Source organism: Schaalia odontolytica, from assembly GCF_002847525.1.
Lineage (GTDB): Bacteria > Actinomycetota > Actinomycetes > Actinomycetales > Actinomycetaceae > Pauljensenia > Pauljensenia odontolytica_B.
The window spans coordinates 73250-96576 of the sequence record NZ_PKKM01000002.1; the positions used below are offsets into that span (position 1 = coordinate 73250).

Genomic DNA, 23327 nt, shown 5'->3' on the forward strand with positions numbered 1-23327 from the left:
CAGCCGCAGTACTCATGACTGAAAGGACCTCGCGATGAGAACATTTACTCGCATCGCCATCGCTCTCGCGGCGACCGCAGGACTGGTGGGTGCCACCCTGCCGGCCACGGCCTCGTCGGCCGCCACACCCCAGTGGACCGACCTGAAAAAAGCACCCGCCCCGGTCTCGAACCCGATGAAGGGCTTCATGCCGTGGGCGCCCACCGTCGGCGACGCACCCGTGCTGGCACAAGGATCGCTGCCGTACACGCTCGAATGGGCACCCTTCCCCGTGAACGACGTCGTCACCGGACGCGACACCTACGACTTCACGAAGGTCGACGCCATGCTCGATTCCATCGCGTCGCGCGGCCACCAGGCCGCCATCCGCTTCTACCTGGACACCCCCGGCAAAGAATCCGGCATGCCCCAGTACCTCATCGACGGAGGTACGGACCAGAGCCGCAAATACGATTTCGAGAACAACAGGAAGATCTCCTTCTCCCCCAACTACGACGACCCGAACGTGAAGGAGATGCTCCTGCACTTCGTGGACGCCCTCGGTGACAAGTACGACGGGGACCCGCGCATCGCCTACATCACCGCGGGCCTCTACGGCTTCTGGGGTGAGGAGCACACCTACCCCTACAACGGCTACGTCAACGAGCAAAACCCGACGGCTATCAACTGGATGCCGTCGGACGAGTTCCGCGCCCAGCTCGTCGAGGCCTGGGACGACGCCTTCGACGAGACCTTCATCCAGAACCGCTACCCCACCGAGGCTACGAAGGCTCATGGCATGGGCTACTACGATGATTCCCTCGGCTACGCGACCCTGGAGGGGACCGACTGGCACTTCATCCCCAAGCTGAAGAAGCAGGGCGAGGGGGATGCCTGGCAGCACTCCCCCATCGGCGGCGAGCTCTACCCGTCCTTCCAGGAATGCGCTTTCTCCGAGCCACTGAACTGCAAGAGCAGGGATGAAGGACGCGATTACAAGGCCCTCGAGTCGATCCAGAAGGCTCACGCCACGTGGCTCATCAACCAGCACGCGTTCTCGACTGGCTACACCGGCGCTGAGCTGACGCGCGCCAAGGCCGCGAGCGCCGCCATGGGCTACACGCTGCAGGCGACCCGCACGTCGGTGACGTACAACCAGGTGAAGGCCACCGTGGTCGTGGAGATCAAGAACACCGGCGTCGCACCGTTCTACGCGACGTGGCCGCTCGAGGTCGTCCTCGTCGACTCGAAGGGCACGATCGTGGCCAGCCAGACGATCGAGTCGCCCCTGCCCTCGATCCTCCCGGGCCAGACGGGGAAGGTGACCGCGCGCCTGCCGCTGCCCGCGGATTACCGCGCGAACAACTCCGCGCAGGACCTGACCGCCGCGATCCGCGTCGTGAACCCGCTGCCGAACGGCGCGCCCGTCGCCTTCGCGAACGAGGCCATGAACAAGCCGCTGCCCGGCTACCTCGAACTGGGGAAGCTGGCCCGGGGCCACGCTCCGAAGAACTAAGGACGAGGCCGGGGCGGATACGCCTTCCGCGCCCAACGCGAGAGGCCGGGACCCCACACAAGGGGCCCCGGCCTCGTCGTCTCTAGGGTTACGGCAGCGGCTTGACCGCGCGGTGCATGCAGGCGATGCCGCCGGTGAGGTTGCGGTACTCGACTTCGCTCCATCCGTTGGCGGCGATCATGCGGCCGAGTTCCTCCTGGGCCGGCCACGCGCGAATCGACTCAACCAGGTAGTCGTAGGCGCCGTCGTTCGTGGAGACCAGGCGCGCGATCGCAGGCATGACGGTCGACTGGTAGGCGTTGTACATGCCGCGGAAGACGCGCGAAGGCGGGGTGGAGAACTCCAGGACCACGAGGCGGCCGCGCGGGCGCACGACGCGCGCCATCTCGCGCAGCGCGAGCTCCGGGTCCGGGATGTTGCGCAGGCCCCACGAGATGGTGACCGCGTCGAAGGAGCCGTCCTCGAAGTCCAGGTCCATGGCGTTGCCGTGCACGAACTCGATCTCGGGGTGGCGCTCACGGCCGACCTCGATCATGCCTTCCGACAGGTCGCAGGCGACGACCTCGGCGCCGCCCTTGGCCAGCGCGGCCGACGACGCGCCGGTGCCGGCCGCCAGGTCGAGGATGCGTTCGCCGGGGTGCGGGGCGACAGCCTTACGCAGGGCGGTCATCCACACCCTGTCCAAACCGCCCGTCATCAGCGCATCCATCACGTCGTATCGCGAGGCGAGGGAGTCAAACATCGAGGCGATCTCTTTGGGATCCTTGTTCAGGTCCGCGCGCGGGGATTCAGTCATGCGTCAATACTCGCACGTCTTCCAGCGCGCCGCCGCCCCTGCTCCTACCATGGAACCCATGCACAACGACTTCGGATGCTCGCGCCTCGTCTTTCGGGCGTTGGTCCTACCCCCGCAGCACCCGGGGTCTACTTGCTCACTGACGTCCCTGCTTCCCGACTCCGGGGGCGCCGCCTGGCTGGGTGAGCGCCGCCAGATGATCGGCCTGGGACGGGCGCTCACGATCGAGTCCGCGACCCCGAGCGCGATCGCCGACGTGCGCCGCGCGTGGGAGGCCACCCCCGCCTCGTCCGCCGACGATGCCCCCTCCCCCGTCCTCTTCGCGTCCTTCGCGTTCCGTTCCCCCGCCCGCTCGGTTGCCTTCGTTCCCGCGCTGACTCTCATCGACGAGGCCGGGGCCCGCTGGGCGATCACGGCGGGCATTGGGGACGCCCCGGATCCACTGGCGGCGGTTGACGCGGCCGTTGCCGAGGCGAGGCCTGCCCCGCGTGTGCCGGAGTCCCTGACGTTTGGGCACGGGTCGATGTCGCGCGGCCAATGGCGTGACTCCGTGCGTGCGATGGCGCAGCGCCTGCGCGATGGCGCCGCCGACAAGGCCGTCATGGCGCGCGATATGACGGTGCGGTGCGCCCACGGCTTCGACGAGCGTTTCCTGCTTGAACGCCTCAGCGACCTGTATCCGTCGACGTGGCGCTTCTGCGTGGATTCGCTGGTGGGTGCCTCCCCGGAGATGCTGATCGCGGCCTCGAACGGCACGGCAAGCTCGCGCGTCCTGGCGGGCACGTGCAAGCCCGGCGAGGGCGAGATGCTCGCGTCGAGCGCGAAGGACCTGCGCGAGCACGACCTAGCTTCCGAGTCCGTGTCCTCGATCCTGACGCAGCTGTGCACCTCGGTGACGACTCAGGGGCCATTCCTGTTGTCGCTGCCCAACGTCGTTCACCTGGCGACGGACGTGCACGCACGCCTGGGTCAGGCGCATCTGCTCGACCTGGTGGCCGCCCTGCATCCGACGGCCGCCGTATGCGGCACCCCGCGCGACGCAGCGATGCGCCTCATCGAGGAGCTGGAAGACACCGAGCGCGGCCGCTACTCGGGGCCCGTGGGCTGGGTCGACACGGCAGGGAACGGCGAGTTTGCAATCGCGCTGCGCTGCGGGCTCACATCGGGCACGCGCCTGCGCCTTTTCGCCGGTGCCGGCATCATGCCGGATTCCGACCCGGACGCCGAGCTGGCCGAGACCGAAGCGAAGATGCGCCCGCTGCTGGACGCCCTCGGGGTCTAAGCGACTCATCGACGTGCATAGGCCCGCCGCCCCGCATTTTCATGCGTCTGCGCAATAGCTGAATGGGGTCTGACCGCACGAAGGATTCGCCGATGACGGAGCATTACACCAGTTAGGGAGCATTACACCAGTTCCCAGCTGGTGTAATACCTAGCTAAGTGGTGTAACACCACTTAGGAACAAGCCAAAGCGTGATCACGAGGAAGGCTATCGATCCACATCCTGCATCACGCCTTAGTCAAGCTTCAAGAGCCCGTCCTCACGCACGCCGGAACCCACTTCTGGCAACTCAGCGGCTTGATTGTGCCAACGCTCCACCCCATCGGGAACATTCCACCCGATCAGAACGGGTTGAATCTTCCCGATCAGGTTGAATCCTCATCGACACAAGCCCAGATGCGGGGGCGTCACATCAACGTGCGGCACATCAGCGGCCGAAAACTGCGCATATGCACCCTCGCAAGCCCACCACGCGCAAAGGCCCGCCGCCCCTTCACAGGGACGGCGGGCCTCGTCAGTGCACGGCACTCAGGTCACGCCATGCCGGGCACGCGCAGCGCGCGCATACACGCAACGTGCACGCGACGCACAGTTCACTGAATCCGCACGGACACATCCTGCGTGGCGCCGTCGCGCACGATCGTCATGGTGACGGTGTCGCCGGCCTTGTAGCGGCGCACGTAGCCGATCAGCTGCTTGGGGCTGGTCACTTCCTGGCCTTCGACCTTGACGATGACGTCGCCGGAGCGGATGCCCGCCGCGGAGGCACCGGAACCTGCGGAGACGTCCTGGACCTCGGCGCCCACGTAGGTATCGGAGCCGACAGTCGTGGTCGCGGCCTTGACAGTCACGCCGAGCATGCCGTGCGAGGCGGTGCCGGAGGCGATGAGCTGGTCCGCGATGGACACGACCAGGTCGGAGGGGATCGCGAAGCCCAGGCCGATCGAGCCCGCCTGACCGTCCGACGAGGAGGCGAGCGACTTGATCGAGGAGTTAATGCCGATGACCGCGCCACTCGCGTCGAAGAGCGGGCCGCCCGAGTTACCGGGGTTGATCGACGCGTCGATCTGGATTGCGTTCGTCACCACGAGATCCGAGGATGCCTGCGCGCCGTCCTCCGAGGTCGCGGATTCGTCCATGGACACCTCGACGGGACGGTTCAGCGCGGAGACGATTCCGGTCGTCACGGTGTTGGACAGACCCAGGGGCGCGCCGATCGCCATGACGGGGGCACCCACCTGCAGGTTGGCCGACGTCGCAAAACGCGCGACGGTGAGGTCCGAAGGCGGGTTGTCCAGGCGGATGACGGCCAGGTCCGTGGTCTTGTCGTGGCCGACGACCACGGCGCTGTACAGGCGCCCGTCTGCGAGGGTGACCTGGATCTGGCCGCCGCCCAGGACGGATGAGATGACGTGATAGTTCGTCACAATGTCGCCCTGTGCGTCATAAATGACGCCGGAGCCGGTGCCTCCCGAGGAGGCGCCCTGCGCCTGAATGGTCACGACGGCGGGCGACACGGCGGCGGCGACGTCCGTCCAGTCCGTCCCGGAGCTGTTCGAGACGGGCACGGTGGCCACCGTTCCCCCGTTGAGGTTCGTGGGCGTGGACGCGCGCAGCATCGCCGGACGCGCGTAGAACACGGCTCCGAGAGTCAGGCCGATCGTCAGAAGCATCGCGCCGAGGAGGGCGCCCCAGCCCGGGCCCTTCTTCGTGACGACGACGGTGGGAGCCACAGCCGTGGGAGCGGGAGCCGCCTCGGGCGAGGCCGGGGCCGCGTATCCGCCGTAGGGTTCGCCCGTGGGGGCAGAGTATGCGCCACCAGCCGCGGGGGCCTCCTGGGCGGAGGGCGCGGGGGCCGGCGGCGCGGCGGGTGCCGTAGGCTCTGAGGCCGACGGAACCGTGCCAGCGGTCGGCGCAGGGATCGTCGTGGCGGAGGGCATCTCGCGCGTGGCGTCCTGCACGGAGGGAAGCTCCTGGGTGGCCGAGTGGTCCTGAGCCGTCGAGCGCTGCGGGTAGCTGGGGGCCGAGGCCGTCTCAGCGTCGCGCGCCGAGTCGGCCTCGTCGGCCGGAATATGAGGCTGAGTCATGGTTTCCTCTGGTGTCAGTTCGTTATCTGTCCACCAGTATGGGCCGTTTCCTCAAAGGGCCACTGAAAGCGTCCTGGAAGTTTCCTGCAAACCGTTCAACCTCACAGCGAACACGCGTCCCCTCAGGAGAGCACGTCGCGGACAGCCGCGTACAGGTGCGCGGCGCGCTCGATGGGCGCGTGAATCAACCGCGGGCCGCTGGCGGGTTGAGCGAGCAACGACTCCAGTTCCTGAGGCTCGTCGGCGCGCGCGAAGGCCACGCCGTACGCGGCCGCGAGCGCCTCGTAGTCCACCGACTGAGCGAGGCCGAACCACCGGTCGTAGGCCTCGGGGCTGGTGGCGCGCCCGTGTTCGAGGGTGGCGAAGATGCCGCCGCCTCCGTCGTCCGCGACGACGATATCCAGGTGCGCCCGAGCGGCCGCAGCCAGGGCGAGGGAGGAGGCGTCGTGGCAGGCCGTGAGGTCGCCCATGACGGCGGTGACGCGCTCGCGCGCAGGGGCCAAGGCCTCGCCCGCGTATCCGGAGCCCAGGCAGATGCCGACGGCGGTCGCGATGGTGCCGTCGATACCGGCCTGCCCACGGTTCGAGTGGACGACGCGGCCTTCCAGCGTGGGGACAGCGAGGTCGAAGGCGCGCACGGGGTTGGAGGCGCCCAGCACGAGGGGCCCGCTCGTCGAGGCTGCGACGGCCCGCGCCAGGTCGAGCATCGTGCGCCCGGAACCGGCGGCGAGCAGGGATTCGATACGCTCGCCCGCATCGCAAGCGGCTTGGCGCACGCGAGACGCCCACTCGGCCTGAGCGGCGCGGATCGGCTCGCGTGCTGGCTTGAGGTCGTCGACGACGACCGATGCGTTGCCCGAGACGTCCACCCACGGGGTATGCGGATCGACGACGGTAACGCACACGTCGGGGCGCGCGAGCAGGGCCTGGATCGGGCGGGACAGCGTCGGACGCCCGGTCACGACGACCGCGTCGACCTCTCGCCCCAGCGACGAAGCGACGAGGGTCTGCTCGAAGGGGGTCACTCCCCCGCCGCTCCACGCGCCCGACGCCGGTTCGGCGAGCAGCGGGAAGCCCGAGGCCTCCGACCACTCGCGGGCGAAAGGCGAGGCCCCCTCACCAGCAACAATCAGCCCGGCGGCGGCGGGACCAACCACGCCCTCCCAGCGTACGGGCACGGGGAACGCAGCGACCACCTGCGCCGGGCGAGGGACGAACGACGCCCCGGCCTCGTTCCCCGAGGCGGAGGCGGGACGAACGGGGGTCAGCGGATCGCGGAAGGCGACGTTGACCTGCACGGGGCCGGGCGTTCCACTCGGAGCCCCGCAGGCGGCCGCGACCGCGCGCGTCAGGTGCCCAACGAGGGAGGGCGAGGCCTCCCGCGGCTCCAGGTCAATGCTCGCGCGCACGTGCGTGCCGAAGAAGCCTGCCTGATCGGTCGCCTGGGACGCTCCAACGCCGCGCAGTTCGCCGGGGCGGTCGGCGCTCAGGACCAGAAGGGGCAGGCGCGCGTGTGAGGCCTCGAGGACAGCGGGGGCCAGCTCGGCGACGGCGGTGCCGGAGGTGACAACGATGGCGGGCAGCGCTCCGGTGCGCGCCAGGCCGACGGCCGCGAAACCGGCGCCACGCTCATCCAGGACGGCGCGCGCATCCCCGCCGAAAGAGCCCGCTTCGAGAGCGTAGGCGAAGGGCGCAGAGCGCGAACCCGGGCAGTACAGGACGTGCGTGACGCCCAGGGTATCCAGGGACTCAAGGATAGCGCTGGCGGTATCAACGGAGGGCATAGGCCCAGCCTACCGGCCACCCACCTTGAGATGCTCAGCCATTCCCTCCAAGCGCATGCCCCAGCGGGACACGAGATCGCCGTCGACCGGGGTGCGATCAATGAGCTCCTGGTCGGGCTCGAGGCGCCCCACGGGGAGGCGACCACGGTCGGGAATCAGAGGCTCGGTCACGTCCCCCACCAGCAACGAGGCCGTGGCCAGGCCAGCCGCCCGAGGCACACCGGGCACGGCTGCGGCCGCGGCGACGCCGACCGACAGGCCGACGGACGTCTCGAGCGCGGAGGAGACCACAACTCCGAGCCCGCTCTTGCGAGCCACTCGCAGCGCGGCACGCACGCCTCCGAGAGGCGCCACCTTGATGATGACCACGTCGGCGGCCTCCTTGCGGGCCACCTCGAGCGGATCTTCCGCGCGGCGGATCGACTCGTCGGCGGCGATGGGAACGTCCACCGAGCGGCGAACCTCCGCCAGCTCGTCGACCGTCAGGCAGGGCTGCTCCACATACTCGATGGGCACCACACCGGCGGCGGCTGCCATCGCGGGAATCGCGGCTCGGGCCTCGTCGACCTCCCACGCGCCGTTGGCGTCGAGGCGGATCATCGCCTGCCCGCCGACCGTCTCGCGCAGGGCGTCGGCGACGGCGGCGATGCGCGCGCAATCGCGGCTCAGGCTCACGCCGGGTTCTGCGACCTTGATCTTGGCGGTGGCGCATCCACCCGAGGCCTTGACGCGCTCGTAGGCCTCTTCGGGAGAGATGACGGGGACGGTCACATTGACGGGCACGAACTTGCGCCGAGGCACCGGCGGGAAACGTCGAGCGGACTCGAGAGCGGCTGCCAGCCAGCGCGAGGACTCCACATCGTCATAGTTCCAGAAGGGCGCGGCCTCTCCCCACCCCGCGTGACCGTGCAGAAGCAGGCCCTCGCGGCGCGTCACGCCGCGGAAACGCGTCGTCATCGCTACCTTGTACACGAGGATGTCGTCGACGCCTTCGAGGGCGTAACGCGTTTGGCGACTCAAGGTGCGCATGGGGATGCGCATGAGCGTCGGTTGCTGCGCTGCATTCACGAGAACTCTCCTTACTTACCGGTAATATTATCGCGCAACCTCGCGCTAACGACAAATCTTACACACATCAACTTGTAACCAATTGTGCAGTAAGTGCCTAAAAGTGACAGACTTTCTCAAACGGTTGAACGTTTGGAAAGTGGGCATATCTCGCAGGGCACACTCCCGACTGTCTAGACGGCATATAGAACGGTTACTGCACAGCAGACTTTGTTCCGTGTGGTTAGCTTGCGCACCCTATCTCCCACGCATGCCCTTCGTCCCAGATGCGCCGACAACGCCGCCACCCCTCTCGAGCGCGCACGCCCGACGCCTGCCACTGCCTCGTCGATTAGAATCCGACACATGAGTGCTCTCCCCTTCGTGTCCGATACCTTCGACCCGACCCGCTGGCGTGAGGTCGAGGGATTCGACTTTGTCGACATCACGTACCACCGCGGCATCTCGCGCGGTCTCGAGGCCGACGGCCGCCCCGAGGGCGCCGACATGCCGGTCGTACGCATCGCCTTTGATCGCCCCGACATACGAAACGCCTTCCGCCCCGGCACGGTCGACGAGCTGTACCGCGCGCTCGACCACGCGCGCCAGACCTCCTCGGTCGCGGCCGTCATCCTGACGGGCAACGGTCCCTCGGCGCGCGACGGCGGATACTCCTTCTGCTCCGGCGGCGACCAGAGGGTCCGAGGCCGCGACGGCTACCGTTACGAGGTCGAGGGCGCAGACCCCGAGGCGGCCACCGCCCAGCGCCGCGAGCAGATCGACCCCGCACGTGCCGGGCGCCTGCACATCCTCGAGGTTCAGCGCCTCATCCGCACGATGCCGAAGGTCGTCATCGCGGCCGTCCCGGGATGGGCAGCCGGCGGCGGCCACTCCCTCAATGTGGTTGCGGACCTGTCGGTCGCCTCCATCGAGCACGCGGCCTTCATGCAAACGGACGCGAACGTCGGATCCTTCGACGCCGGCTACGGCTCGGCGCTCCTGGCCCGCCAGGCCGGGGATAAGCGGGCGCGTGAGATCTTCTTCCTCGCCGAGCGCTACGATGCTGAAACTGCCGAACGCTGGGGCGTCATCAACCGCGCCGTCCCCCACGCCGAGCTCGAGGCGACCGCCCTGGAGTGGGCCGCGACCATCGCAACGAAGTCCCCGCAGGCCATCCGCATGCTCAAGTTCGCTTTCAACCTGGCCGACGACGGCCTGGCCGGCCAGCAGGTCTTCGCGGGCGAGGCCACGCGCATGGCCTACATGACGGCCGAGGCCCAGGAGGGGCGCGACGCCTTCCTCGAGCACCGCGCCCCCCGCTGGGAGGATTATCCCTACTACTACTGAGTCACTACTGCGGCTTGCTCCACTTCTGGGTCGCACCGCCGTGGCAGTCCCAGACCGTCAGGCGGTTGCCGTTCGTGTAGTGGTCTCCGTCCAACGTCAGGCACTTGCCTGAATGCGGGTTGTAGTACTGGTTGCGCGGCGTGTAGTACCAGGTTTGGGAGGGCGCGCCGTTGCAGTCCCAGAGGTGGGTGTAGGTCCCGTTCTCGGTGCCCTGGTATTCGAGGTCGACGCACTTGCCCATGACGGAGAGTGTGTTGCCGTCGTAGGTGACGCGCTGGGCGGGAACCGAGGCGCAGTCGTAGAGCTGGATGGGCGTCCCGTTGGCGGATGCTCCTTCTCGAACGTCCATGCACTTTTGCCCCTGGTTCACAACGTTGCCGTTGCCGGCCGTGTTCTGTCCCATGAAGAGGACGTCCCAGGCGTGGAGGTTGTCGACGTCGATATCGACGTAGTTGCCCGTCTCGTCGGTGCCGATCCTTGAGCTCAGGGCGACGGCTCGCGTCCCACGCTCAGTGTCTGGGGTGACCTTGTAGACGGTGCCCGGCGTGGGCGAGTCACCGTAGTGGTAGCGCACGGTGAAGGATCCCGTGTCCGTCACCGAATTACCCGGGTCGCGCCAGAATTCATCGTTATTGAGCAGGTTGATCAGGTGGATGACGTCCATTCCACCCGAGCGCATGACACGGGCGTAGATCGTGTTTTTCAGGCCGTTGCGCGACACGTTGTATCCGGGGATCTCCACGATCGAGTCGTCGAGGGGACGCAGGGTCGGCCCGTAGAACAGTTCCTCGTAGCCGGTGGTGACGTCGTAGTAGCGGGTGATCCACTGCGTCAGTTCCTCGTCCATCCACTTGGTGCGGTCCGGGAAGTAGGCGGCGGCAATCATGCGGTCGCCCTGCCCCATCTCAATGTGGCTCGCGCCGTTGGCCGCGAGCGCCGCGTCGAAGAGCTGGACGGAGGGAGTGGAGAAGGAGTTGATGTGCAGCTCGTCGAGGTTGATGTACCCGTAGTCGCCCTCGTCGACGCTGATCGTGACGGTGTGGTCACCCTGGGTGAGATACGCCCAGGTACCTCCCTCGATATTCCAGTGGTCCCAGTCCTTCGTGAGGCCAAGAAGGACGTTCCGTGAGACGACGCGTCCGTCGACGGAGAAGGTTCGCGCCGCCATGTCTCCCGTGGCGTTGGACCACCGAGGGACGAGGCCGTAGTTGCGCGAGGCGTCCACGTGGACGCGGAAGGTCACGGAGTCTCCACGCTCGCCGAAGTGGTCGATGAATCCCGTACCTGAGTAATCGCGGTGATCGGTGGCCACCTGCACGCCCGTGCGCGACACGGTCGATGCTTCAGCCTCGAACCCGGGGCCGTTGTTCCACTTGTTGTTGACGTATCCGGCGACGACGGAGGGCTTGTTCCCCGACAGGATACGCTGTTGCTGGAGGTAGTTTTGCACTTCCTCGTAGCGTTCGTGGGAGTCCCACATTTCCGTGTACTCGTAGGTCGCGGATCCGGCGGCCATGTGGTCCATGCCGAAGCCGTCCACCGCGTTCATTCCGACGGGTTTCCCGGTGGCGTCCATGGTCTGATCGATGAGCGTGCCGAAGGCTTTGGGCAAATCGACCGGAACGCCTCCGGTTGTCGCCATGCCTCCCTGGTGATCCTCGCTGTGGCCCCAGTCGCCAAGCTGGTCGAGGTGGGTCCCGTCGAACCCAATGTCCTCGCTCTGGTGGACGTACTGGGAGACGATGTGCGAGCGCCACGCAGGGTTGGATGGGTCCATGATCCACAGGGTGGAGTCCGGACGGTTCGCCAGCATTTCGAAGGACCAGGGACTGCCGCTCGAGCGGTAGGTTAGCCTCCAGTCGGGGCTCACCCCGTAGGATTCGTAGCCGTTGAGCGCCGCGTAGCTCATGGAGTACGGGTAGGCCTCGACGGAACGCCACTGGGCGGCGTTGATGAGTCCTGTGATGGTGTCTCGCGACATTTTCTCCCCGCCCCACGAGGACCAGGTGGGGGCGACGCCGTTTCCGTCGTAGGGAACCGGTGCCTCGTGGCGGTACATCCAGTCGTAGAACTGCAGGGCGTTGATGTGGTACTTCTGGGCGAGGTCGTCAACGATCCTCTGCTGGTCCGCCCCGCTCATACCCTCGGGGTAGGAGTCCAGGAACCCGAAGCGCAGGTAGCGATACGGGTCGGAGGACACATCCAGCGCGGTCTCGCCCTGCGCGCCGTTGTCCGAGTCGGCTTCGATGACGTAGCCGGTGTAGTCGCGGTCGGGGGCGCTGAACTCCCAGGATGCGCGCCCGTTTCCGTCGACGGGCCGATCGTCCGAGGCCATGACCTGTTCGCCCAGGTGCATGAGGCGGAATCGGACGTGTGATGCGCCGGTGACCTGGGCGGTCACATCGACGCTCTGGTTGGGCAGGTATCGGGCGTTTTCTGTCCAGACGCGCGTGATCTGCGCCTGGGCGTGCGCCAGCGTCACCATCCCGATGATTCCGGCAGCGGTCGCTGCTGCCGTCGCGACGATCGCTACTTTCGCGGGTAATACTCGCGATTTCATGGTGTGTTCCTTTTCAAGACATCGTTGTCTACCCCGCGCGTGGGTCGGGCGAGGACGGAGCACAAATGGCCTCCGTCGAGCGCGCGTGCTGCGTGCGCGCGTCGAGGCGTCGTCTCCTTCGTCGGTGACGAGGCCTATGAAGACCCCCGGGGCCATCGGTGCCGGCCCCGGGGGAATCGTCATGTGGAGTTAGCGAATGTAGACGCGAGCCTCCCATTCTCCGAGGCTCTCCGGGATACCCCGGTCCTCCTCGGACAGGTCGCGGTTGGCCAGGAGGAGGTCCCCGCTCACCCCGCGCGCCGCATCGCCGAGGGAGGCGGGCTGGGAGGAGAGGTTGACGAGGACGGTTGCCACGGCCTCGCCGAGGGTACGCCGGTAGGCGAAGACCGCGGGCGAGGGGGTGTCGATGCGCTCAAATGAGCCGGCCGCGATGACGGGCAGGCCGTGGCGGATGTCCGCAAGCGCGCGGTAGTAGGCGTACACGGAGGACGGGTCGCCTATCTGGGAGGCGGCGTTGATCTCCGTGTAGTTCGGGGTGACGCCGATCCACGGGGTGCCGTCCGTGAAACCGGCGTTCTCGTTTCCGTCCCACTGGACGGGGGTGCGCGCGTTGTCGCGGCCGGTGACGGCCAGCCCCGCCAGGACCGACTCGGGGCTCTCCCCCGACTCCACGGCCTCGCGGTAGTAGCGCAGCGCCTCGACGTCTCGGTAGTCGTCGATACCCCCGAAGACGCTGTTCGTCATGCCGAGTTCCTCGCCCTGATACACGTAGGGCGTGCCACGCAGCATGTGCAGGGCGGTGGCCAGGGCCGTTGCCGACTCGTAGCGGTATTCCTCGTCGCCGAAGCGGCTGACGGCGCGCGGCTGGTCGTGATTGTCCAGGTAGAGGCTGTTCCAGCCGACCTCGCCCTGGGCCTCCTGCCAGGCGCTCAGGCAGTCGGCGAGCTCGCCGGGACGCAGCGGGCGGGGGTGGAACTTCCCCGCTTCGAGGCCGAGGTCGACGTGGTCGAATTGGAACACCATGTCGAGCTCACGCCGGGCAGGGTCCGTGAACAGCAGGACATTGTCGCGTCGCACGCCGGGGCACTCGCCGACAGTCATCGTGCCGCTGCGCCCCTCGAACACCTCGCGGCGCATCTCGGCGAGGTATTCGTGCAGGCGTGGGCCTTCGGAAAAGTGCGGGAAGCCCTCACCCCACGCGCGCCCGGGGTAGACGACGCCGTCGGGCAGGCCCGGATCCTTCGAGATCAGGTTGATGACGTCCATGCGGAAGCCGTCGACGCCGCGGTCGAGCCACCAGTTCATCATCTCGTAGACGGCGGAGCGCACGTCGGGGTTGTCCCAGTTCAGGTCGGGCTGCTTCCTGTGGAACAGGTGCAGGTAGTACTGGCCCGTGGCCTCGTCCCAGGCCCAGGCCGAGCCGGAGAAGAAGGACCCCCAGTTGTTGGGCTCAGCCCCGTCCTCGCCGCCCACGAACCCGGGTCGCGGATCGCGCCAGATGTACCAGTCGCGCTTCGGATTATCCCGCGAGGAGCGCGACTGGGCGAACCACGGGTGCTCGTCCGAGGAGTGGTTGACGACCAGGTCCATGACGAGGCGCATGCCCCTCTCATGGACGCTCTCCAGCAGGCGATCGAAGTCCGACAGCGTGCCGAACAAGGGGTCGATGTCGTAGTAGTCGGCGATGTCGTAGCCGTTATCTGCCTGCGGGGAGGCGTAGATCGGCGAGAGCCACAGGACATCCACGCCCAGGGACTTCAGGTAGTCGAGCTTGGAGCGGATGCCCTCAAGGTCGCCGAAGCCGTCGCCGTTGGAGTCTTTGAAGGAGCGCGGGTAGATCTGGTAGACGACCGCGCCCTTCCACCACTCGTCGGGGCCCAGGCCGTTGCCTGCGGGGTTCAGCGCATCGTTACAGAAGAACATGGAGCACCTGCCATACGTTGAGGTCGGGGAGGGAAACAACGGCCTGGCCGTCGACGATGCGCACGTCCAGGGGGATCAGAGTCGAACCCGAGTCGGGATCCGCCGCACACACCCGCGGCACGCGCCCGAACAGGGGTTTCAGACGCAGCGTACCGCCTCGCAGCGCAATCACCGGGCGGTGGGGGCCGTCCCATACCGTGTCGGACTGTCCCACGAGGTTGATGAGATGGACAACCAGGGCCTCACCCGCGCGGGTAACGCGCCGCCACACGCAACCCGGGGACGCCTCCCAGCACACGGGTGCCGCATCGAAGGATACGTCGATATCCGCGTTATATGCACCCACGTACGAGGCCGTCACGTCAACAATCCCGGGGTCCACGAGGATCTCGTCGTTCGCGACGAGGAAGTCGTACCAGCTGGCGAGCATGTCGAGGGTCTCGTCCTCGGCGGGCATGTTGCGCACGTAGTACGGATCGACGAGGAGTCGGCCGTCTTCTCCGGCGAGGAGCTGCGTGGCACCGTGTGAGAAGAGCGTCGCCATCGTCAGGCGCGTCGATGCGTCGGCCACATCCCGGGCTGCCTTGTCGTAGATGGACTGGTAGGCCGCCAGGACGACCGGCTTCCCACCCCCGACGAGGCGGGCCCTCGTTGCCACCCGAGCCAGGGCCTCGTATGTGGTGACGGGCTCCCAGGGCTCGATATAGACCGCGTCCTGAGGGGCTGCCGGCGAGGACCAGGTCGGGAAATCGTTGACGTTGTTGAACACGAGCGTCGCGCCGGGCACCGCCTCGCGCACCCCTCGGATGAGCGTGTCGAAGGAGGCGGCCACATCGACGATCTCGCCGTCGGGGCGGACAGCCATCTTCGGGTATCCGTACTGGTCGAGGTGGAAGCCGTCGAAGCCGACCTCGCGCGCGGCAGCCGCGACGTCTGCGGCGAAGTGCTCAAGCCAGCGCGGATGGGCAGGATCGACGATGCGCAGGAAGTCAGCGAGCGAGTACGGCTCCCCCGCCGCATCCAGCAGGGCCGCGTCCTCCCACTGCTCCCATTCGTCATTGCCGACGCCATACACGGCCGCGTAGCCGATCGACTGCGCGCCCACCGCCCGCAGCGCCTCGACGAGGGCGCGCACGGTCGCCAGGGAAATCGGCTGGTCCAGGGCGTCGCGGTATTCCTCTCCCCCGCCCAGCAAGTCGGCGTGCCGATACGCCCAGTCGTAGAACTGGATGCCGGTCAGGTGCAGGCGACGCGCGAAACGGGCCACGGCCTCGACGTCCTTTCCCGGGCGGAAAGAGGCGACGAAACCGTAGCGCAGCCGATCCGACGCCGACGCACACACCTGCACGGCGCTCGACGCACCCGTCGACGGCTGGACGACGCCGTACCCGCCGACGCTCAGGTCTCCCAGGTCGACGAGGCCGGGGCGCCCGCAGCGAACCTCGCGCACGACCTCGCCCAGGTGGGTGACGACGAGGTCGCCCGGGTGGGAGGCCTCGACGAGGATCGCCTGGCCGGGCAGGTAATCGGATTGTGAGGGAAGGAGCAAGGGAGTCATCCTTTCACGGCTCCTGCGGTCAGGCCCGCGACAAAGTGGCGCTGGAAGATCAGGTACACGACGATGACGGGGAGGATCGCTATGAGGGACGCGGCAAACACGAGCCCCCACTGCGTGGAGTTTTGCCCGTGGAACAGCTGAATGGCGATCGGGAGAGTGCGTTTCGTTTCCGTCGAAATGACCGTGAGAGCCCAGGCGAACTCATCCCAGGTCGCCAGGAAGGTGAAGATGACGGTCGTCGCCAGCGCGGGCCGTGCCAGCGGCATCGCGAGGCGCCAGTAGCGGGTCCACACGTTCGCACCGTCGACCTCCATGGCCTCGTCGAGCTCGCGCGGGATCCCCTCGAAGAAACTACGTAGCAGGAACGTGTTGAGCGCCAAGTTTCCCGACACGTAGAACAGCACGAGGGCCCACAAGTTGTCGATGAGGTGCAGCTGCTTGGTGAGCACGAACTGCGGGATGATCAGCATCATCGAAGGAATCATGAGGCCGAGGAGCAGGGCTCGGAAAAACCACTCCTTGCCCGGGAAATCGAAGCGCGCGAACGCGTAGGCCATCATCGAGGAGAGCCACACGGCCAGCACCGTCGAGGTCATGGACACGAACGCTGAGTTCAAGGCGTAGCGGGAAAAATCCTGCGTCGTCCACGCCTGCACGAAGTTGTCGACCGTGCCCGGGTCGGGGATGAACTTCGGGGGTGTCTCCAGGACGTAGGCCTGCGGCTTGAAGGCCGTCGACACCATGTAAGCGAAGGGCAGGATCATGACGATCGCGCCCACCGTCAGGACGACGAAGCGCAGCGACGTTCCCGCGGCGCGAATCGTCTTACGAGACGTGCTCATGCTCCCGCCCTTTCGTCATCGCGGTTCAACACCTTGAGCTGAACAATCGAAATGATGAACACGAGAATCGTCAGGACGACGGCGATCGCCGAGCCATACCCGAAGTTAAGGTCGGAGAACGCGAGGCGGTACATGTAGGTCAGCAGCACCTCGGTCTGGCCGTTGGGCCCGCCCTTCGTCATGAGCAGCACCGACGTGAAGACGTTGAGCCCGCCGATCACCAGCATGACGATAACGAAGACGGTGGCCGGCCAGATCGCCGGAACGGTCACGGCTTTGAAGCGCTGCCACCAGTTCGCCCCATCGACGAGGGCGGCCTCCTCCAGCTCCTTCGGCACCCCCTGGAGGGCGGCAAGGAAGATCATCATCGACCAGCCGATCCCCTTCCACACACCCAGCGCGCAGATCGCGATCATGGCGGTCCAGCGGTTCGACAGCCACGAGGTGTCCCCCGCGCCCAGGTGGGCGCTGCCCATCATGTAGTTAATGAGCCCCTGGTCGGCAAACAGGTACTTGAAAAGCAGCGACACAACCACCCAGGACGTGACCACGGGCAGGTAGTAGAGCACCCGGAACAGGGGCTGCAGCGGCGCCTTCGAGCGCAGCAGCATCGCAACGGCGAGGCCGAGGATGATCTGCGGGGGCACCGTCAGAGCCATGTAGATCCCGGAGTTACCCAAACCCGTCCAAAAGGACGGGTCGTGGAAGGCCTTGACGTAATTGTCCAGGCCGACGAAGTCCGAGTTCGAGCCCTTCACGATGTTCCAGTCGTAAAAGCTCATCTGCCCCGACCGCACCATGGGGTACAGGATGCACAGGGCAAACAGGATCATGCCCGGGGTCAAGAAGAGGTAGGGGGCCACCGGGTTCCTCCGGGAGGAACGCCGACGCGCGCGAGGCGCCACGGCCTCGTGCGCGGTGGGGGTGCTCATGAGTTGTCCTTTCCCGGGCCCAGCCCCGCGCGTGGGGGCCGGGCCCGGTGAGTGGAGCGACGCCGGGTTACTTGGCGGCGCTCAGGAGCGGGTCGATCTGCTGCGCAGCCTTCGTCAGGGCTTCCTTAACGGTCACCTTGCCTTCGAAGGCGGGGGTCAGCTCGGTCTTGAGGATCTCGTCGACCTTCCCGGCGTCGGGGATGGAGAGGCGAGACTTCGCGGTCTTGAGCTGCTCAGAGAAGATCTTGGTGCCCGGGGTCGCCTCGGCCTCCTCGGCCGCGTACTCGGCGACGACCGTCATCTGGCCGGCCTTGCTCATCGGCAGCTGGAATTCGCGCGACTGGGTGAACTCGAGGAACTTGTACGAGGCCTCGAGATCCTTGGTCTGCTCCGTGATGACGATGGACTCGCCACCGACGACCGAGATCGATCCACCCTCACCGGCGGGAACCTTGGAGTAGGTGGGCTTGAAGTCCGGGTACGAGCCCGCCCAAATCTGGTCCATCCACGGGCCGTCGAGGATCGTCGCATACTCGCCGTTCGGCATGCCGTCCTGGGTCTTGGTCGCGCCCTCGTTGCCGATGATCGCGTTGGGGATCTGCCCCTGCTGGTACAGGTCGACGAGGAACTGGACGCCGGCCACGGACTTATCGGAGTCCAGGTAGCCCGAGGCCTTGGTCTGGTCGGGGTCGGAAATGTCGCCGCCCGCGCTCCAGATCCACGGCATGATGTTCCACTGCGAGATGTCCCCATCCGCGAAGGCGTAGACCGAGCCGCCCGCGTCCTTCGCCTTGGCGGCGAGGTCCTTCAGTTCGTCGAAAGTCTCGGGGGCCTTGTCGACGCCGAGCTTGGCGAGGGCATCGGGGTTTGAGATGAGCACGCGCGTGTTCGTATCCAGGGGTAGGCCGTAGTGGTGGCCGTTGTACAGGGTCGTGCCGAGCAGGCCCGGGTAGACCTTGGACGCCAAGGCCTCGTAGTTCGGCATGTTGCCGTCGAGCTGCTTGAGGACACCCAGCTTGGCGAACTGCGCGTTCCAACCGAGGTCGGTACGGATCAGGTCGGGCAGCTCCCCGGCCGCGGCGCCGGTCGTGAGCTTCTGCTTGAGGCCGTCATAGGGCATGTCGACGTACTTGATGGTGATTCCGGGGTTGGCCTTCTCGAAGGCGGGGATGATTTCCTTTTCCAGCGCATCCTTCTGGGCGCTGTTGGAGCCCGCGCCGTACGTGCCCCACAGGGTAAGTTCGACGGTCGAGGAGCCGGATCCGGAAGACGATGACTGGTCGGCTGTGTTGCCGCCACAGGCTGCAAGCATCGAGGCCGCAGCGAAAAGGGTGACACCGACGGTAAGGAGACGCTTCTGCTTCATTGCACTGTGCACTTTCTCGTGATCGCGACCACCATTGGCCGCTTGCTACTAATTTTACCACGCAAAATTAGTTGTGTCAATAAGCTAGGCAAAATTGAAATTTGCATGTACTCTTTCTTTCACCAGAAAGGAATGGTCATGACCTGGCAGCCCAAAGACGAGCTCGCTTCCGCGGTCGCTCTCGAAGTCCTCATCCACGGCCCACTCGGCCGTGCTGAGCTGGCGCGACGCCTCGGCCTGGCCCCCGCGACGCTGACGCGCATCTCGACGGAGCTCATCACCTCCGGCCTCCTCGCCGAGGTCCCCGAGGCCACCCAGCGAACCTCCGGCCGCCCCACCATCCCCCTCGACGTCGTCCCCTCCTCGCACTACTTCCTCGGCATCAAGCTGACGGATAGCGCACTCGACGCCACCGTCATCGACTTGAAGGCGACACCCCGCGACTCCTACCGAGTCCCCCTTGACTCCCTCACCCCCGTCCGCGTCGTCCGAGCGATCGCCGACCTCGCACACCAAGCACGCACGTCCTACCGCATCGACGCGATCGGCATCGCCGTCGGCGGCATCGTGAACGCCGACGGCGCCGTCGAGTCGGCCCCCTTCCTCAAGTGGAACAACGTTCCACTCGCCTCCCTCGTCTCCGAGGCCACCCACCTGCCCACCTTCGTCGCCAACGACCTGTCCGCCTACACGCAGATCCAGCACTGGTTCGGGTCGGGCACCGGACACTCCAACTTCGCGGTCATCACGGTCGGCGTGGGCGTGGGCTACGGGTGCGTCGCGAACGGGGCGCGCCTGGAGAACGAGGACTCGGGCATCGGACTCGTCGGCCACTGGCCACTCGATCCACTCGGCCCCATCTGCTCCCAGGGGCACCGGGGCTGCGCCGAGGCCATGTTGACGACACCCGCGATCTGCCGGGACGCGTCGGCCGCTGTCGGACGCCCGCTCGAGTGGAGCGACGTCATCGCGCTTGCCTCCGACAAACACCCCGCGGTGACGGCGATTTTGGCGGCCTCGGGACGCGCCCTCGGCAGACTCATTGGCCTGGTCGCGTCGCTCACGGCTCCGGAACTGGTGATCGTCGGCGGCGAGGGTGTCGCACTCGCATCACTGAGCGGCGAGGCGCTGCGGGCCGGCATCACCGAAGTACGCGACCCGCGCGCCTCATCGATTCGTGTCACCCTCTCCGACGGCTCCAACGAGGCGTGGTCTCGTGGTGCCGGGGTCATTGCGTTGCAGGGGTTCATTGCATCCCGAGCCGCGTAGCCGGCCCCCTCGCGGCATTGGTGTTGCTGCAGCGGCAGGTCTGACGCGTCGGCGGGCCGCGTCGGCGGGCCCGCCAGGTCGCCCACGGTCTGCCACCTGCCGTCTGCAACCTGCGGCCTTCCGTCTGCCGACCACGGTCTGCCGCCTGTTGCCTGCCACCTGTCGCCTGCCGCCATGGCCGCCTGCAGTAGCGTCCCGCATAGTGGTGTAACCGTGTGGTGGTCGGCCTGTTTGATATGGGTGCGGTCACCGTGTGATCCTTCGAGAAAGCTCTCTACTTCTGACTCGAAATGATTTGGAGGCACAACGATGACCGCTCCTCATATTATCGACCCTGCTGGCATGCTTGGCCAGGCGTTGTCCCAGGCATCCCCAGATCTGATGCGTTCCTTACTTCAGCACATGATCAACGCGTTGCTATCAGCGGACGCTGATGCCGTGTGCGGGGCCCAGTGGGGCCAACAAGATCCGCAGCGTCACACCCAGCGCAATGGGTATCGCCACCGGCCCCTGGACACCAGGGTCGGCACCATTGACGTGGCGATCCCCAAACTGCGCTCAGGCACCTACTTTCCAGAATGGTTGCTGCAACGGCGCAAACGCTCTGAAAGCGCCTTGATCACAGTGGTCGCTGACTGCTACCTAGCAGGAGTGTCGACGCGCCGTATGGACAAGCTCGTCAAAACCCTGGGGATCACAGGACTGTCCAAGTCCCAGGTCTCACGCATGGCAGCCGACCTAGATGAGCACGTGGATCAGTTCCGCAACCGTCCCCTCCACGATGCCGGGCCTTTCACCTTCGTCGCCGCTGACGCGCTCACCATGAAAGTACGCGAAGGAGGACGCGTCGTCTCGTGCGCGGTCCTGGTTGCCACCGGAGTCAACAATGACGGACACCGAGAAGTGCTGGGGGTGCGCACATCTACCAGCGAGACCGCTCCAGCCTGGAAGGAGTTCTTCTCTGACCTGGTCACCCGAGGCCTCACCGGCGTACGCCTGGTCACCAGTGACGCCCATCTGGGCCTGGTTGAAGCCATCGCCGCCAACCTGCCCGGAGCCACCTGGCAACGATGCCGCACCCACTACGCCGCTAATCTCATGTCCATCACCCCCAAAGCACTATGGCCCGCCGTCAAAGCGATGCTGCACTCGGTGTACGACCAACCCGACGCAGCATCGGTCAACGCACAATACGACCGGCTCTTGGACTACGTCCACGACAAGCTCCCCGCCGTGTGTGATCACCTCGATCAAGCCAGGGCAGACGTCCTCGCGTTCGCCTCCTTCCCAACCGGGGTGTGGACCCAGATCTGGTCCAACAACCCCAATGAACGCCTCAACCGCGAAATCCGCCGACGCACCGACACCGTGGGAATCTTCCCCAACCGCCACGCAATCATCCGCCTCGTCGGAGCCGTCCTAGCCGAACAAAACGACGAATGGGCCGAAGGCCGACGCTACCTCAGCCTCGACATCCTCACCAAATCACGACTCACACCACAACCCACCCAACAGGAGGACACCCCACTCCAACTCAGCGCATAACCCAACCCGAAGGACACAAAACGATTACACCACTCCACAGGACTTGACCCCGCCTGCTGCCTGCCGCACCAGACGAGCGCCGGACCAGCCCAGCCGCAACTACACCCACTCTGCCACCGATTCGGTCCATCGACGCGACTATCGGCATCGCTCCGGCGCCCCTGAGCGACATGCCCCCGCAATTCCGCATGCAATTCCCTGAGGGCTCACACCCGCGACAACCCACAAACCGCAGAATTTCAACGATCTGAGTTCACATTTTGAAATACATTCAGGGGAATTGCATGCGAAATTTCCTCCGGTTGATGAGAGGCAGCCGCAAGGACTGCAGACGCACATACACACGTTCAACATGAGGGCCTCCGCGGCACAACTCACCTGCCTCCTCCGCTACGCCGATACATAACTCGCCCAGCACACCCCCACCAGCACCACACCCGATACAAAACTCTCCCAGCACACCAGAAAACACCCGATTTGGGCACTTTTCCGCGTGCAGGGCGAATATATTCACGCATGTGGATCGAACAGGCCGAGCAGGGCGATTTTATTCACGGTTGCGGATCGAACAGTCCGAGCAGGAGAATTCCTCTTGCGGGCTCAGCCGCCTTTGAGGCTCGGCATACTGCCACTGACCTCTACACCCCATCATGGCGGCACCCCTCATCGGCAGGGAAGATCAACAAGCAGCCACCGACCTCTGCGTCCATGATCCGGCGATAGTTGTTGACACCGGTGACCACAGGCGGGACCGGTTTGAAAGAAAAAACGCCCATGCATGAGTTGTTGCGGGGCACCGTGAAATATTATTCGCCCCAGCACGCGCAAATAGGCCAGTTTTCGTCGATTTTGAGCGCGCCTGGGCGGTTTTTGTTTCAGTGAAGCACCATGCCGCGAACTAGAGCACCATGCTGGGGCGATATTTCTTTCACCGGAACCCGTATGGGTGCGTATACGCGGCGGTGAGGCCAAGCCGGGCTTCGCGACGACACTCTAAGCCGGACGTCGTACCCCGATGCCGCCGTTGAGGAGGCACCGGAGGTCCAGGCTGCAGCGCCCGTAGGCGGTGGCGAGGCCTGGCCGGACACACCAGAACCACTGGCACCGCCGGCATGGAAGGCACTGGAGAGACCGCAGGGCCTGGCAGCGGCGCCCATAGGCGGTGTCGGGGCCCGGACACACCAGAACCACAGGCACCGCCGGTAAGGAGGGTACCGGAGGGACCGGAGGCCTGGCTGCGGTGCCCGTGGGCGGCGGCAAGGCCTGGCCGGGCTTCGAGATCGACCACTCCGAGCCGTCAGGCTCGCGTGTGGCGATCTCGCGGGCGGGCCGCCGCCCACGGGCGCACCAAGCAGCCCGGCCCCACAGCAGGATCAGACGGCGCCCGGAACACCAGCGGGGCCACAGACACAAGCACAGACACGGGCACGGGCACGGGCACAAAAGCGGGCCGGAACCTCTCGGTTCCGGCCCGCCCTCGGTGCTCAGTGGTTG

The 23327-nt window shown here is 66.3% G+C and carries 15 protein-coding genes; 5 read left to right on the forward strand and 10 right to left on the reverse strand.

Annotated features, from left to right (window positions below; genetic code table 11):
* Window positions 1-34 precede the first annotated feature (34 nt).
* On the forward strand, window positions 35-1495 hold the full coding sequence (locus CYJ22_RS01525) for a DUF4832 domain-containing protein (RefSeq protein WP_101600551.1): 1461 nt from the start codon (window positions 35-37) through the stop codon (window positions 1493-1495).
* 88 nt (window positions 1496-1583) lie between these two features.
* On the opposite strand, the gene CYJ22_RS01530 is transcribed toward CYJ22_RS01525, so the two are convergent.
* The gene (locus CYJ22_RS01530) at window positions 1584-2291 is read right to left on the reverse strand and encodes a class I SAM-dependent methyltransferase (RefSeq protein WP_007588152.1); all 708 of its coding nucleotides are present in this window, start codon (window positions 2289-2291) and stop codon (window positions 1584-1586) included.
* On the opposite strand from CYJ22_RS01530, the gene CYJ22_RS01535 reads away from it, so the two are divergent.
* Window positions 2290-3573: an isochorismate synthase gene (locus CYJ22_RS01535; RefSeq protein ID WP_101600553.1), complete on the forward strand. Its 1284-nt coding sequence runs from the start codon at window positions 2290-2292 to the stop codon at window positions 3571-3573. The two genes, CYJ22_RS01530 and CYJ22_RS01535, sit on opposite strands and share 2 nt — an antisense overlap.
* Before the next feature lie 593 nt (window positions 3574-4166).
* Here the strand turns inward: CYJ22_RS01535 and CYJ22_RS01540 are convergent.
* From CYJ22_RS01540 to CYJ22_RS01550, 3 genes are all read right to left on the reverse strand, one after another.
* Window positions 4167-5660, reverse strand: coding sequence for a S1C family serine protease (locus CYJ22_RS01540; RefSeq protein ID WP_101600555.1), 1494 nt, complete (start codon window positions 5658-5660; stop codon window positions 4167-4169).
* Window positions 5661-5782: 122 nt separating this feature from the next.
* Window positions 5783-7444 carry a 2-succinyl-5-enolpyruvyl-6-hydroxy-3-cyclohexene-1-carboxylic-acid synthase gene (gene menD, locus CYJ22_RS01545; RefSeq protein ID WP_009054438.1) on the reverse strand — a complete coding sequence of 554 codons (1662 nt, stop codon included), beginning with the start codon at window positions 7442-7444 and terminating at the stop codon, window positions 5783-5785.
* A gap of 9 nt (window positions 7445-7453) precedes the next feature.
* Window positions 7454-8485, reverse strand: coding sequence for an o-succinylbenzoate synthase (locus CYJ22_RS01550; RefSeq protein WP_034497533.1), 1032 nt, complete (start codon window positions 8483-8485; stop codon window positions 7454-7456).
* Window positions 8486-8857: 372 nt separating this feature from the next.
* On the opposite strand from CYJ22_RS01550, the gene CYJ22_RS01555 reads away from it, so the two are divergent.
* Window positions 8858-9838, forward strand: a complete 981-nt coding sequence (locus CYJ22_RS01555) for a 1,4-dihydroxy-2-naphthoyl-CoA synthase (protein ID WP_101600557.1) — start codon at window positions 8858-8860, stop codon at window positions 9836-9838.
* 4 nt (window positions 9839-9842) lie between these two features.
* On the opposite strand, the gene CYJ22_RS01560 is transcribed toward CYJ22_RS01555, so the two are convergent.
* The 6 genes from CYJ22_RS01560 to CYJ22_RS01585 all read right to left on the reverse strand — a co-directional run bounded on the left by CYJ22_RS01560 (window position 9843) and on the right by CYJ22_RS01585 (window position 19019).
* The gene (locus tag CYJ22_RS01560) at window positions 9843-12398 is read right to left on the reverse strand and encodes a glycoside hydrolase family 66 protein (RefSeq protein ID WP_101600560.1); all 2556 of its coding nucleotides are present in this window, start codon (window positions 12396-12398) and stop codon (window positions 9843-9845) included.
* Window positions 12399-12587: 189 nt separating this feature from the next.
* Window positions 12588-14321 carry an alpha-glucosidase gene (locus CYJ22_RS01565; protein ID WP_101600562.1) on the reverse strand — a complete coding sequence of 578 codons (1734 nt, stop codon included), beginning with the start codon at window positions 14319-14321 and terminating at the stop codon, window positions 12588-12590.
* Complete coding sequence (locus tag CYJ22_RS01570; RefSeq protein WP_101600564.1) at window positions 14308-15879, reverse strand: glycoside hydrolase family 66 protein; 1572 nt, start codon at window positions 15877-15879, stop codon at window positions 14308-14310. The genes CYJ22_RS01565 and CYJ22_RS01570 overlap by 14 nt, the downstream gene beginning before the upstream one ends.
* Complete coding sequence (locus CYJ22_RS01575; RefSeq protein ID WP_101600567.1) at window positions 15876-16721, reverse strand: carbohydrate ABC transporter permease; 846 nt, start codon at window positions 16719-16721, stop codon at window positions 15876-15878. Before CYJ22_RS01575 ends, CYJ22_RS01570 begins: the two co-directional genes overlap by 4 nt.
* Window positions 16718-17653, reverse strand: coding sequence for a carbohydrate ABC transporter permease (locus CYJ22_RS01580; protein ID WP_101600569.1), 936 nt, complete (start codon window positions 17651-17653; stop codon window positions 16718-16720). The genes CYJ22_RS01575 and CYJ22_RS01580 overlap by 4 nt, the downstream gene beginning before the upstream one ends.
* A gap of 67 nt (window positions 17654-17720) precedes the next feature.
* Complete coding sequence (locus CYJ22_RS01585) at window positions 17721-19019, reverse strand: extracellular solute-binding protein (protein WP_101600572.1); 1299 nt, start codon at window positions 19017-19019, stop codon at window positions 17721-17723.
* A gap of 138 nt (window positions 19020-19157) precedes the next feature.
* Here CYJ22_RS01585 and CYJ22_RS01590 point away from each other — a divergent pair, with 138 nt between their 5' ends.
* Together CYJ22_RS01590 and CYJ22_RS01600 are read left to right on the forward strand one after the other, a co-directional pair.
* The gene (locus CYJ22_RS01590) at window positions 19158-20288 is read left to right on the forward strand and encodes an ROK family transcriptional regulator (protein WP_243390423.1); all 1131 of its coding nucleotides are present in this window, start codon (window positions 19158-19160) and stop codon (window positions 20286-20288) included.
* Between the two features lie 309 nt (window positions 20289-20597).
* Window positions 20598-21833, forward strand: a complete 1236-nt coding sequence (locus tag CYJ22_RS01600) for an IS256 family transposase (RefSeq protein WP_101600574.1) — start codon at window positions 20598-20600, stop codon at window positions 21831-21833.
* Window positions 21834-23327: the final 1494 nt, after the last annotated feature.